Origin of the sequence: Negadavirga shengliensis, assembly GCF_042652345.1 — a bacterium.
Classification (GTDB): domain Bacteria; phylum Bacteroidota; class Bacteroidia; order Cytophagales; family Cyclobacteriaceae; genus Negadavirga; species Negadavirga shengliensis.
Genome location: NZ_JBHSJJ010000019.1, coordinates 96,330 through 110,273, shown reverse-complemented (window position 1 = coordinate 110,273; position 13,944 = coordinate 96,330). Strand labels below are relative to the sequence as shown.

At 45.7% G+C, this 13,944-nt stretch carries 5 protein-coding genes and 1 pseudogene; 1 reads left to right on the top strand and 5 read right to left on the bottom strand.

Annotated elements, in window-relative coordinates; all coding sequences use genetic code 11:
- Nucleotides 1-408 (top strand): annotated as a pseudogene (locus tag ACFPFU_RS22985) (IS1634 family transposase); the annotation flags it as partial.
- Nucleotides 409-639: 231 nt separating this feature from the next.
- Here the strand turns inward: ACFPFU_RS22985 and ACFPFU_RS22980 are convergent.
- From ACFPFU_RS22980 to ACFPFU_RS22960, 5 genes are all read right to left on the bottom strand, one after another.
- Nucleotides 640-3,018, bottom strand: a complete 2,379-nt coding sequence (locus ACFPFU_RS22980) for an ABC transporter permease (RefSeq protein ID WP_377068583.1) — start codon at nt 3,016-3,018, stop codon at nt 640-642.
- A gap of 436 nt (nt 3,019-3,454) precedes the next feature.
- A complete protein-coding gene (locus ACFPFU_RS22975) occupies nt 3,455-4,972 on the bottom strand; it encodes an alpha/beta hydrolase-fold protein (RefSeq protein WP_377068581.1) in 1,518 nt (505 codons plus the stop codon).
- A 55-nt stretch (nt 4,973-5,027) separates the two neighbouring features.
- Nucleotides 5,028-7,391 (bottom strand): ABC transporter permease, encoded by a 2,364-nt coding sequence (locus ACFPFU_RS22970; protein ID WP_377068579.1) that lies wholly within the window; start codon nt 7,389-7,391, stop codon nt 5,028-5,030.
- 140 nt (nt 7,392-7,531) lie between these two features.
- The gene (locus ACFPFU_RS22965) at nt 7,532-9,895 is read right to left on the bottom strand and encodes an ABC transporter permease (protein ID WP_377068577.1); all 2,364 of its coding nucleotides are present in this window, start codon (nt 9,893-9,895) and stop codon (nt 7,532-7,534) included.
- 67 nt (nt 9,896-9,962) lie between these two features.
- Nucleotides 9,963-12,317, bottom strand: a complete 2,355-nt coding sequence (locus ACFPFU_RS22960) for an ABC transporter permease (RefSeq protein WP_377068575.1) — start codon at nt 12,315-12,317, stop codon at nt 9,963-9,965.
- Nucleotides 12,318-13,944: the final 1,627 nt, after the last annotated feature.

Genomic DNA, 13,944 nt, shown 5'->3' with positions numbered 1-13,944 from the left:
TGGACATGAACAAGTTTGAACAGGACGGGAAATGGGACGGGCTCAAAGGCTACATCACCAATACGGGCCTTGACAAGGATCAGGTGATAGAGAACTACAACAACCTTTGGAAAATAGAAAAGGCTTTCAGGATTGCCAAAAGCGACATCAAAGTAAGACCGGTTTACCATTATAAACAAAGGAGAATAGAAGCCCACATAAGTATAGCTTTCGTAGCCTACAAAGTGTATAAAGAGCTTGAAAGGCAACTTCTCGAGAAGGAAGCAAAACTTTCTCCCCAAAAAGCGATTGAAATAGCCAGGTATCTATACGGTAGAAATCCAGCTCAAATCAACGGGTAAAAAATTTAGAAAGACCCTCCTTTTGAATGAAAGTCAAAAAAAACTGGCAAAATTGTTCGACTTTTAGGCTTGGGTGTCCCAGTGTCGAAGTCAGGAGAGGACTTTTGTGATTTAGTCCATAGTCGATGGACTATAGATCGTGGTTCAACTTGATTCTTCGATAAGGATAGAACGCAGATGACGCGGATCTGCGCGGATTATCTGTGATTATCAGCCTGATCGGCGTTATCCGCGTTCCATTTTCGTCGCTACTCAATTCTCAAACAATCCATCCTGATTTCCGGGATTCCGTCCCTCTTCACTCTGATCGCAGGGACTCAACCGGATTCGTCAGCGCGGCTTTCACCGACTGGAAGCTCACGGTCAGTAAAGCGATCACCAGCGTCAGCACCCCAGCTCCGATAAAGTACCACCACTCCAGATCGATCTTGTAGGCGAAATTATCCAGCCAGTTTTTGGTCATGTAGAAACTGAGGGGCAGCGCTATGACAATGGCCAGCAGTACCATTTTGGCAAAATCACTGGACAGCAGTTTGACGATCTTCCATTCGCTGGATCCCAGGATTTTCCGGATACCGATTTCCTTGATTTTTCGTTCGGCTGTGAAAGCAGCCAGTCCGAATAGGCCGAGACAGGAAATGATAATCGCCAGACCGGCAAAGTACCGTGATAAGACAGAGACACGTTGTTCAGCTATATAGAGGGCTTGATAATCTTCATCCAGAAGCCGGTAATCAAAAGGGAGGCCCTGGTTATACGTCTGATAAAATTCGCCCAATTGTGCAAGGGTCTCCTTTGCTGTACCTGCATTGACTTTAACCAGCATATGGTGGGCACGGTTTGAAAACATGAAAAAGAAAGGGTTTACATTTTCATAGAACGATTCAAAGTGAAAATTTTTGACCACGCCAATGATTTGTTTTTCTTCGCCCCAAACGGTAACGGTTTTCCCCACCGGTTCCGTGAGCCCCATGCTTTCAATAGCGGCATCATTAAAGATGACTTTCGAACTTTCGGCCATGAAGTCCCGGGAAAAGGAACGCCCTTCTTTTAATTCAATACCCAATGTTTCCACCAAATCATACCCCGTTCTTAACATTCCGAAATCAACAATGTGATCCGGGTTTTTACCTTCCCACCACACACCGGTCGTACCGTTGTGCATACTGATGAGGTCTCCATCCATGTAAGCGGCATTGATAATGCCCGGTATTTTTTTGATCTCCGACAGGAAGGTTTCAGTTTCTTCTGCGAGTTTACCTTCTGCGGTAAAGGTAATGACGCTTTCCCGATCAAATCCCAGGTGCTTGGATTGTATAAATTTCATTTGCTGGTAAACTACCCATACGGACACGATCAAAAGGATCGATACGGTGAATTGAAAAACCACCAACCCCTTTCGTGCCCAAAGTTCTCCTATCGAGCTTTTACTGAAGATACCCCCGCCTTTCAATATGCTGACCGGACTGAACCCGGAAAGGTACAAAGCCGGATAACTACCTGCGAAAAAACCGGTGAAGAGGGTAATTCCTACCATCGAAAAGATAAGTCGGCTATCGAAATGGAGAGAAAGTTGCTTTCCGGTTAAATTGTTGAACTGAGGAAGGAAAAGCGTGACTAAAAAGGTCGCCACCATCAGTGACACCAGGGCAAGCAGCATGGATTCTTCCAGGTATTGGGTGAAAAGCGTTTTCCTATCCGCACCGATGGCTTTTTTCACGCCTATTTCTTTGAGCCTCCGGGAGGCTTTGGCAGTGGACAGGTTCATAAAATTGACACAGGCAATCATCAGGATAAAAACGGCAATGATGGAAAACAGCCGTACGTATTCAATTCTGCCTCCTACCAATACGCCATTTTCATAGTCGCTGTACAGGTATCTGTCAGCATAAGGCCGGATGAATAGGGTAGTAGGAGCCTCTGGATCTTTTGATTTAACGAAGTTGACTATTTTATCATCAAAACCGGCAACGTCGGTATTTTCCTTTAAAATGAGGTAAGTGCTTGGCCCATTGTTTCCCCATCCTTCAAAACCATTGAATAGGTCAAACACCAAATCATAACTGAAAACAATATCAAACTGGATGGTAGCATTGGAGGGCGGCGTTTCAAAAATACCGGCAATCAAAAAATCCCCGCTATGCCTTTCCCCATTCCACACCACTCTTTTCCCTATCGCGTCGTCACTGGTATCGAATAAGTTCATAGCAAGATCCTCAGATATCACCACAGAAGAAGGGTCAGACAATACCTGCTCTTTGTCTCCCTGAAGAAGAGGGTAGGAGAAAATCTGGAAGAAATCCTTATCCGCAAACTTTGATCTTGCTTTCACATGGACATCTTCCAGGGAAAGTACACCTTTAAAGGTATAGTCAGCCGGAGGAAAAACCGAGACGGCATTTTCCACTTCCGGCATTTCTTCGGCCAAAGCCCTTGCCAGCAGGCCAGGTGTGTTCTCACCCGTATTGATTCCCTGAGAATCCGTGTAGTTTTTCATCACCTGAAAAATCCGGCTATTCTTTTCATGGAACCTATCAACCGCTAATTCATCCCTCACCCACAAAAAAATCAATAAGGCACAGGCCAGTCCCGTGGACAGCCCGATGAGATTGATAAAAAAGGTGCTTTTAAACCTTTTGAAGTTCCGGTAGATCAGGAGGAGGTTGTGTCGGAGCATATCCGTGTGGGTTTAAAACTTTATAAGGCAACAAAACATCTATCTACTACCGTACCAGCTTAAAAGCTCCTAAAAAACGCCATAAAAGCCTTTTCTCTTTTTTTAACGGTCAGATTTTCGAACAAAAATGTGCGATAGCGAGCAATTTTTGAATTTATGATTCGCTGGGTATACAGGACTTCTTTTGAACCGATGGTCGCCCGTCCGCTAAAGCGGAACGGTTAACCCAGAATACTTACTGGGAGAATGACGATAATAGAATGCTAAAGCCAATAGAGAGAGGCAGGCATAGCGCTTGGAGTAGGCGTACGCCTCGTTTATTGCACAACCCTGACAACAGGAACGCCGTTCCTGAACAACCAAGACAACAAAATTTGCCTTTGCCACTCTGATAACTTGGAAGCCGTCTTTTCATAAAACGGGCATTTTATGGTATTTAAAACCTGAAAAACTCTGTCTGCCACCATTGATCATTTCCGGGCTTGGTTTGGTAAACAGAAAAATGAAGATCCCGTGCTCCTTTTTTTCTAAGTAATTCCAACCGGACAGGATATATCCCCTTCTTCAAAGGCAAAGCAAAAGACTGCATGGTTTTGCTGACAACACCATCGCGATCAATAACCAATTGGTCCCCGACGAATAATTTAGAGCCATTTTCTGAATCCACAACAAAAATATAGTACCCGTCTTCAAAGACCTCGAAAGGGCCTTCAATGAGAAAAGCGGCATTCTCATCCGTGAGTTTGTTTATTTGGAAATCCTTGTCAATCATCCCTGATTGTAGCGGTTTCAATTTTCTAAAATCAGGAACTTTTTCCCAATCCCCTTCGAAATAAGCATAATTTAATTGTGTGGATTTGGCCGTTTTCGAATTTATTATTGTGGGTATCAACCCGTCTGTTATAAAGGAGCCCTGTGAGGTCTGCTCATATTGTACCCTGTTTGTAAAAGATCTTATTTTCAGTTGGGTAGGTTCTGATAAAGTAAGTATGTTGCCACGTTTCATCATTGCTGATGCGGGAGTAGGTTCAGAACCATCTATGGTATACCGGACAGCAGGGTTTTCATTTAAAATAAACACTTTCAAAGCCTTATCCTTTTCCAATATCCCGTTCATGGGATGATATTCCGGCGGTTTTGTACTATAACCAAAATGAGAAAACCTTAGACCGTCGTAGAAGGCTTTGTGCTGTACGCTATAATGTGTTTCATCAGTATAGGGAATGCATTTCCAATGTAAACTTTCGGGCGCTTTGGCCTGAAGCGCGGCGTCCATAGCCTCAATGCCCATATTCCCGAATGATTGATCAAGGCCTGCTATAAACAGTGTACTGGTGATGCCTGAAAAATCCGGCAATTTTTCATAAGCCAGCTTGCTTACATAACCATTGTCCCAGTTCAGGTTGGGATCAGATGCTACGTAAGATTGGAAAAGACCGGGTTCCTTCACAAAGGCATATACCGCAAACAGGCCGCTAAAAGAGCTTCCCAATAATGTTTTTTGGCCGTTTGCCGGATATTTTCTCTCAACATGTGGAATAAGCTCGTTCTTAAGGAATGAATGAAAATTATCCGCTCCTCCGAGATTTGGCGCATTGTTGATTCTGGAAGGTGAAAAGTCCCTGTCGCGCAGATTTACATTATCTACATAGGTATTTGGAATAAGCACAAAAATACTTGGAGGCACATAACCGGCATTCATGGCGAAATTATAAATGAACGGAACCTGCTCCATATACCATTCTCCATCAAGAATATACAATACCTCATATTTTTCATTGGAATCAGGTGTATAATCTTTTGGTAGAATTACCTGGATCACCCGCTGTTCTTTTAAAACATCTGAATAAAGGGAATCCCTTATGCCTGGCCAATCCTGAGCAACAGCATTGCCCGAAAACTGGAACAGGATACCTATCAACATCATAAACCGGAAGCGAGGTCTTGTTTTCATTTTTTTAATTTTAGTTCTTTACAAGGATAATTGGAATCCGGGAATTCACCATTGCTCACTCCGATCGCAGTGACTCCACAGGATTCGTCAAGGCCGCTCTGATGGACTGGAAGCTCACGGTCAACAACGCGATCACCAGCGTGATAAACCCTGCCGAAGCAAAATACCACCAGGTCAATTCTATTTTGTAGGCAAAGTTGGCCAGCCAGCCATTCAGTACCATGGAAGAAACAGGCAAGGCAATCAGCCATCCCAGCAGGATTAGGCTCAGGTAGCTTCTGGCCAGAAGGGTTGTAATCTCCAAGACGGAAGCCCCCAGCACCTTTCGGATCCCGATTTCCTTCACCCTTCTGGATACGGTAAAGGCAGTCAGTCCCAACAATCCCAGACATGATATGACAATGGCCACAATTCCAAAAACCAGAATCAACCGGCTGATCATCCGTTCGGACAGATAGAGCCGCTCGTATTCCTGATCCAGAAAATGATATTCAAAGGGATATTCCGGATTGATCGTTTCCGTGACCTGTCTGAGATCTGCTATTGCCTGTTCCAGCTGTCCTTCAGCAGATCTTACCAGGAGGTAGGAAGCATTCTCCGGCTCCAGTACCAGGATCAGCGGCGTGATGGGAGAATGCAGAGACTGTAGATGAAAGTCTTCCATCACACCGACTATGGGACCGGAGCCGTTCCAAAAGGAAATCTCAGCGCCTATAGGGTCCTCTTCCAGCCCTATCATATCCAGAGCAGCCTGATTGACCAAATAAGCCGTGGAATCACCCAGATGCAGGGGAGAAAATTCCCTGCCTGCAGCGAGGGATATTCCCATGGTTTTGGTATAGTCATATCCCACCCAGGTTGCCGAGATCTTTGTTTGTAACCCCGGATCCTTTCCAGGCCAAGCCAGGTCCCCGGAATATGCCTGGATGTTGATGGGAAGATGCGTGGCCACCGTTGCCGAAACCACGGAAGGGGATTTCAGGACTTCCTGCCGCAGTACCTCCAGGTTATGGTATAATTCACCCTCCAACGACAAATACAACACATTTTCCCTGTCAAGCCCTAAATCCTTTTGCCTTACATATTCCTGCTGGCTGTACACCACCAAAATGCCCGCTATGAACAATGCGGTTATGCAAAATTGACAGACGATCAGTCCTTTCCTGAAATACACGCCGCTCAATCCCGGTTTCACCTGTTGCTTCAATGCATTGAACACCGGCAAACCGGCCAGGAAGAATGAGGGGTACAAAGAGGACATGATGGTGGCCAAGATCCAGATGGCTGCCAGAAGCCCCCAAAATCCGTAACTACCCCAATCCAAAGCCAGTTGTGTACCCAGATAAGCATTAAAAAGCGGTAAGGCAAGCGTGACCGTTGCAATGACGGTGATGAATAGGGATAGCGTGGCGATTAGCATCGACTCACTTCCAAACTGGGTAAATAAAGTCCGCTTGTCCGCGCCGATCACTTTTCGGATCCCTATTTCTTTTCCCCTAGCACTGGCCCTGGCGGTGACCAAACTGACAAAATTGATGCAGGAAACCAACAGGGTCAGGAATCCGATCAGTAACAGGTTCCTGACGAGTGTTATCCTTCCACCCACCGCTTTTCCGTTTTCAAACACTTCATACAAGTGAACGTCTGCAAGCGGCTGAAAAACGGGGTAATTATCTTTGAAGTCGCTGTATTTGGGATAAACGGCCTTGGCGGAGGACTCCAAATCCTCAATGGCAGTATGGGGCCTTGCCTTCACCCAGGTATAATAGGAAGTATTGCCCCAGCCCATCCAGGACTGTTCTATCTCTCTGAAATTGATGACCCAGTCAAACTTAATGGAACTGTTTACGGGAATATCCTCAATGACCGCACCCACTACATAGGTTTTTAGTTTTCCCTCCACGTCCTCCATCATCAGGTTTTCCCCTATTGCAGGAAGGCCGTTAAATAATCTGTCAGCCGCGCTGCGGGAAATGACCACCTGGTCACTGGAACCATGGGCCTTTACAGGATTTCCCGCTATCACCTCTACGGGAAATATATTGAAAAAGTCATCAGAAGCGAAAATTCCGTTTTCCCGGATGGAGTTGTTGTTGTCCTTGATTAAGAGCCGTGGCCCCCAATCCGCATACACGGCGGCATATTCCACTGGAGGCACTTCACTTTTCAAAGCCTCCGCCAATGGAGCAGGGGTGAGGGTGTTCGTCATCAGCTCACCGTTGAACAAATAATTGATCCTCACCTTGTAAATCCGGTCTCCTTCCGGAAAAAAATCATTAAAGCTGCCTTCCTGAAAGGCCCACAGCCCGATAACCAGGCTGCAGCTCATGCCGAGTACCAGTCCCAGTATGCTGATAAAGCTATAGAACGGGTTGCTTATCAAAGTTCTCACCGCGATTTTGAAATAGTTTCTTAACATGCCAAGGTCATTTTTTATATACTGCTTGTTTACATCTATTTCTGTTTTTATCCATTGATCACCAGATTATTGATCACCGATCACTAAATCATCCCATCTCCCCATCACTAAATCACCGATCACTAAATCACCCCATCACCTCACTCCGACCGCAGTGACTCAACAGGATTCGCCAGCGCCGCCTTTACAGATTGGAAACTCACCGTCAGCAAGGCAATCACTACTGCCATCAGTCCAGCTATGCCAAACATCCACCATTCGATATCGATGCGGTAGGCAAAATCGGCCAGCCATCTGCTCATGGCCCACCAAGCAATAGGGGAAGCTATGATAATGGCCGCCAACACGAGTTTTATGAAATCTTTGGATAATAGTCCTATGATGCCGGTCACGCTTGCTCCCAACACTTTGCGAATACCGATTTCCTTGGTTTTTACCTGGGCGATATAGGCAGCTAATCCGAACAAGCCCAGACAGGAAATAAAGATCGCCACAAAGGAAAAAAGTTTAAACAGCATCCCGATACGCTGTTCCGCTTTGTACAAATTATCATACGTGTCATCCAGAAATGTATATTCAAAAGGAAAATCCGCATTATATTGCTTCCACAATTTTTCCACCTCGGAAAGAACCGCCGGAGCATCTTTCCCTGTAGTTTTTACATACATGCCATAATTTTCCGGGTGGTACCGGAAAATAGCTGGTTCTATCCGCTGCTTTAGGGAAGCAAAATGGAAATCCCTGACCACGCCGATAATCGTTCCCTCGGTATCCCACAATCTAAAACGCTGACCAACAGGATCAGTAATACCTGCTTCCTTTACAGCGGTTTCATTAAGGATATAATGCGCGGAATCAGAAGCTATACCTGTAAATCCTTCCCCTTCGACGAGCTCCAATTTTAATACCGAAAGGAAATCCTCATCTATGGTCAACGGATGGATAAAAAATGCCTGTCCGGGAGCTTTCCCATCCCAATCGGTATCGCCGGTAGTGCCCCCGAGATGTACGATATCGTCGTTCGTACAGGTTACACCCTTAACCCCTTGGTGTTTCATCAGTTCTGCTTTGACAGCCGGGGCATGTGGCTGCATTTCCCTCATTTCAAAGGTAAAAACATGCTCTTTGTCGTATCCCAGTTCTTTTTCTTGGATGTAATTCAATTGATGTTCAATGATCATGGTGCCAAAGATCAGTGCTGTTGAAAAAACAAACTGGGTTATTACCAATGTTTTACGGAAAACGTTCGCACTTATTCCGGTGGAAAGCTTTCCTTTCATTGCTTTCAACGGATCGAACGAGGACAACAACAAAGAAGGATAAATACCTGACAGGGTCAAAGTAGAAAGCACAGTGACGCCTACAATGGCCCAGATAGAAGGATCGGTTAGACGAAAAACCATGTTCTTGCCCGCAATAACATTATATACAGGCATCAGCAAGTACACCAATAAGAGCGACAACACCGTAACAAAAAAGAAAACCATCACTGTTTCGACAATAAACTGGGCAAACAACTGGTCTTTTCCCGCACCAACGATTTTCCTTAAACTTACTTCTTTGGCACGAAGCATGGATCGGGCCGTCGACAGGTTGACATAATTGATGCAGGCAATCACAAGAATGACCATACCTACAATCAGAAATATCCTGACAATCTGCATCAAACCCTCACTCCCGTCGGTTTTGTAAAGATGCATATTGGCCAGCGGCTGTAAAGTATAGGGATCGTCTATACCGATATCCCTGTAATTGTTGCGCAAGACCTGCGCAAGTTTATCTTCAACGATGGCTGTTGCCGTTTCAGGGTTCAACTTTAGAAAAGTGGTATACATGAAATTTCCCCAATCCTCTTCTATGGTTTTCCACTCCCCGTTTCCTGTAAACAGCTTTGCGTAAAGATCCATGGGAAACAACATATCGTATCGTATGCTGGAATTTTCCGGGAAATCTTCTAATATGCCTGTAACCTCGAAAAACTCCTTGTTGTTGGCTTGCAATACTTTTCCTATCGGATCCTCCTCACCAAAATAGCGTTTGGCCGTTGAAGCCGTGAGGATTACGGAATGATCGCCCTGAAAAGGGGATTCAGGATTGCCCTTTATCAGTTTGAAATCAAAGAAAGTGAAAAACGAAGGGTCTACATAACACTTGTTTGTTTCTGTAAATTGCGTGTCCCCGTATCTAAAGATGGAATAATTCCAGTTGCCCCTAATACGGACGGCCTCTCTGATTTCGGGCACTTCTCTTTTGGCAAAAGTGGCTATCGGGGCATGGGAATTGGACCATATCTGCCTGCTGTCTCCACTTCCCATATTGGACAGTATCCGGTAAATGTTCTTTGTATCACGATGAAACCTGTCATGGCCAAACTCATTTTTCACCCAAAGAAAAACAAGCATTCCTACGGTCAATCCTACGGTAAGCCCGGCGATGTTAACCGTGCTGTAAAACCTGTTTTTCCATAGGTTTCTCCAGGCGATTTTAAGATAGTTCTTTAGCATGCTGTATAACTTAATAAGTAATGAAAATTTTGTGATTTTCGATTTTTATTCCAAAGCATCCTGCTGCTCACTCCGAGCGCAATGACTCAACCGGATTGGCCAAGGCCGCTCTGATGGATTGGAAACTCACGGTCGCCAAAGCAACCAACATGGTCAGCAAACCGGCTCCGATAAAATACCACCATTCCGGGTCTATTTTATAGGCGAAATTATCCAGCCAGTTTTGGGTCATGTAGAAACTGATGGGCAGCGCTATCGCAATGGCCAGCAGTACCATTTTGGCGAAATCACCGGAAAGAAGTTCCATGATTTTCCACTCGCTGGCTCCCATCACTTTCCTGATTCCAATTTCCTTCCTCCTCCTTTCGGCTGTAAAGGCTGCCAAGCCAAACAAACCCAGACAGGATATCAGAATGGCCAGTCCCGCGAAATACCTGGACAAGGTAGAAACACGCTGCTCTGCGGTATAGAGCGCCTGGTAGTCTTCATCCAGGAATCTGTAATCTAACGCGAAACCGGGATTATAGGCCACATATAATGCCTCCAATCTGTTAAGGACTTCTTTTTGCCGTTCTCTGTCGATTCTCGCCACAATATGCCAAGTCAAGTTTGGCGCGAGGGTTAGAAATAAAGGTTTTATATCTTCACGAAGGGAGGCGAAGTGAAAATTTTTTACCACGCCGATAATTTCCCTTTCATCACCCCCCAATCTGATCCGTTTGCCTATCGGATCCCCAATCCCCATGAATTCAACAGCCGCTTTATTCAATATGATCGCGGTGCTGTCGGATGTAAAGGCCCTCGAAAACATTCTGCCTTCTAACATCTCCATACCCAGGGTTTCCATCATTTCATAATCCGCAAACATGTATTCAAAATGAATCTTATCATCCGGATGTTTCCCTTCCCATTCCAGTCCACCTGTACCCATGGTATGTTCCAGTAAATTATGTCCCATACTTGATGCACTTATTATTCCAGGCATACTTCGCACTTCCGAAAGAAAAGTTTCCGGTTTTTCTGTCAGGCTTCCTTCTTTTTTGAAATAGATGACATTATCCTTTTCATATCCCAGGTGTATGTTTTGCACAAATTCTATCTGTTTAAAAACTACCATCACTGAAACAATCAATATGACCGAAATCGAAAACTGAAATACCACCATTCCTTTTCGTGCCCAAACTTCCCCTGTGGAAGTGGTAAGTTTGCCTTTAAGTACTTTGACCGGATCAAAACCGGAAAGGTACAAAGCAGGATAACTACCGGCGACCATTCCGGTAATGAGCGTGATGCCAAACACGGACGCGGCGAGGGATGCGTCAAAATGGAGCACAAGTTGCTTTCCCGTTAGTTCGTTGAAAGGGTGTAACAAAAGCGCTACAAGCAGAATCGCCGTGATCAGGGATAAAAAGGCCATTAATATCGATTCCCCCAAGTATTGGGAAATCAGCGCTTTCCGGCCCGCACCTATGGCTTTCTTTATGCCTATTTCCTTTAGCTTCCTGGTGGCTTTGGCTGTGGAAAGGTTCATAAAGTTGATACAGGCGATGACCAGGATAAAAATAGCGATGACAGAAAACAGCCTGACATATTCTATTCTACCTCCGGCTTGTCTTCCTCCTGCATAGTGGCCATATAAATAGTTTTCGGAATAGGGCTTTAGAAATAGATCAATGGCTGCGCCCTCTTCCCTTCTTTTGGTGGCAAAATCAAGGATTTTTTCATTCACTAAACGGATATCCGCTGTTTCATTGATGATCACATAAGTATACGGCCCCGAGGCATTCCAGTCCAACGTCCAAGGATTGCGTTTTTCAAACGCTTCGAATGACAGCACAAAGTCGAATTGCCGGGAGGAATTGGATGGCACGTCTTCAAAGACACCGGTTACCTGGTAAAGTGCTTCTTGCTCAAATTTTACCATCTTGCCGATCACGTCTTCTGTGGTGGAAAACAGCTTCCTGCTCAGACTTTCGGAAATCACGATGGATGAAAGATCTTTCAGCACCTGGTTTCGATCCCCTTGGATGAGGTCATAAGAAAATATATTGAAATAGTCTTCGCTGGCATAGATTCCCCTTGCTTTTAAATTTTCATCTTCGACGGAAAGCGTGTAGGGTTCAATCCAGGAAGTGGTGACGGCATGTTGTATTTCGGGGATTTCTGCTGCCAGTGCTTTTGAGAGAGGGCCGGGTGTTTTATCACTTGTAATGACGCCTTCAGAAAATGCCTGGTGATACATCACCAGATAGAGCTGGCTGTCCCTTTTGTGGAATTTGTCAACACGCAATTCATCTCTTATCCAAAGAAAAATCAATAGGGCGCAGGCTAATCCGGTAGAGAGACCGATAAGATTAATAAAAAAGGTGCTTTTAAACCTTTTGAAGTTCCGGTAGATCAGGAGGAGATTGTGTCGTAGCATCTTTAATAGAGTAAATATTAAACCTGGTCTTTATATTTCTTTTTCTTACAAACATGACCCCGGATTTGTTGAATAGAACATTGATCCGCGCTGGCTGGAAGCGGGGTACAGCTTGAGCTGGCCTGACCCGCCCTGGGCGGGGTCACACTGCCCAGTCCTATTGGGATATCCGTGGTTATCAGCTTGATCAGCGTTATCCGCGTTCCATTCCCGTCGCTGTTCACTCCTCAAGAATAGACCGCAGATGACACTGATTGTGCGGATCTGCACTGATTTTTCATCCGCGGTTATCAGCTTGATCAGCGTTATCCGCGTTCCATTCCCGTCACTGTTCACTCCTCAAGAATAGACCGCAGATGACACTGATTGTGCGGATCTGCGCTGATTTTTCATCCGCGGTTATCAGCTTGATCAGCGTTATCCGCGTTCCATTCCCGTCGCTGTTCACTCCTCAAGAATAGACCGCAGATGACACTGATTGTGCGGATCTGCGCTGATTTTTCATCCGCGGTTATCAGCTTGATCAGCGTTATCCGCGTTCCATTCCCGTCGCTGCTCACTCCTCAAGAATAGACCGCAGATGACACGGATTGTGCGGATCTGCGCTGATTTTTCATCCGCGGTTATCAGCTTGATCAGCGTTATCCGTGTTCCATTCCCGTCGCTGTTCACTCCTCAAGAATAGACCGCAGATGACACGGATGTGCGGATCTGCGCTGATTTTTCATCCGCGGTTATCAGCTTGATCAGCGTTATCCGCGTTCCATTCCCGTCGCTGCTCACTCCTCAAGAATAGACCGCAGATGACACGGATTGTGCGGATCTGCGCTGATTTTTCATCCGCGGTTATCAGCTTGATCAGCGTTATCCGCGTTCCATTCCCGTCGCTGCTCACTCCTCAAGAATAGACCGCAGATGACACGGATTGTGCGGATCTGCGCTGATTTTCATCCGCGGTTATCAGCTTGATCAGCGCTATCAGCGTTCCATTCCCGTCGCTGTTCACTCCTCAAGAATAGACCGCAGATGACACTGATTGTGCGGATCTGCGCTGATTTTCATCCGCGGTTATCAGCTTGATCAGCGTTATCCGCGTTCCATTCCCGTCGCTGCTCACTCCTCAAGAATAGACCGCAGATGACACGGATGTGCGGATCTGCGCTGATTTTTCATCCGCGGTTATCAGCTTGATCAGCGTTATCCGCGTTCCATTCCCGTCGCTGCTCACTCCTCAAGAATAGACCGCAGATGACACGGATGTGCGGATCTGCGCTGATTTTTCATCCGCGGTTATCAGCTTGATCAGCGTTATCCGCGTTCCATTCCCGTCGCTGCTCACTCCTCAAGAATAGACCGCAGATGACACGGATTGTGCGGATCTGCGCTGATTTTCATCCGCGGTTATCAGCTTGATCAGCGTTATCCGTGTTCCATTCCCGTCACTGTTCACTCCTCAAGAATAGACCGCAGATGACACGGATGTGCGGATCTGCGCTGATTTTTCATCCGCGGTTATCAGCTTGATCAGCGTTATCCGTGTTCCATTCCCGTCACTGTTCACTCCTCAAGAATAGACCGCAGATGACACGGATGTGCGGATCTGCGCTGATTTTTCATCCGCGGTTAT

Excerpts from the sequence above, each read along its gene's own strand:
- ACFPFU_RS22960 (WP_377068575.1), bottom strand. The coding sequence starts at position 12,317 with ATGCTACGACACAATCTCCTCCTGATCTACCGGAACTTCAAAAGGTTT.
- ACFPFU_RS22965 (WP_377068577.1), bottom strand. The coding sequence starts at position 9,895 with ATGCTAAAGAACTATCTTAAAATCGCCTGGAGAAACCTATGGAAAAAC.
- ACFPFU_RS22975 (WP_377068581.1), bottom strand. The coding sequence starts at position 4,972 with ATGAAAACAAGACCTCGCTTCCGGTTTATGATGTTGATAGGTATCCTG.
- ACFPFU_RS22970 (WP_377068579.1), bottom strand. The coding sequence starts at position 7,391 with ATGTTAAGAAACTATTTCAAAATCGCGGTGAGAACTTTGATAAGCAAC.
- ACFPFU_RS22980 (WP_377068583.1), bottom strand. The coding sequence starts at position 3,018 with ATGCTCCGACACAACCTCCTCCTGATCTACCGGAACTTCAAAAGGTTT.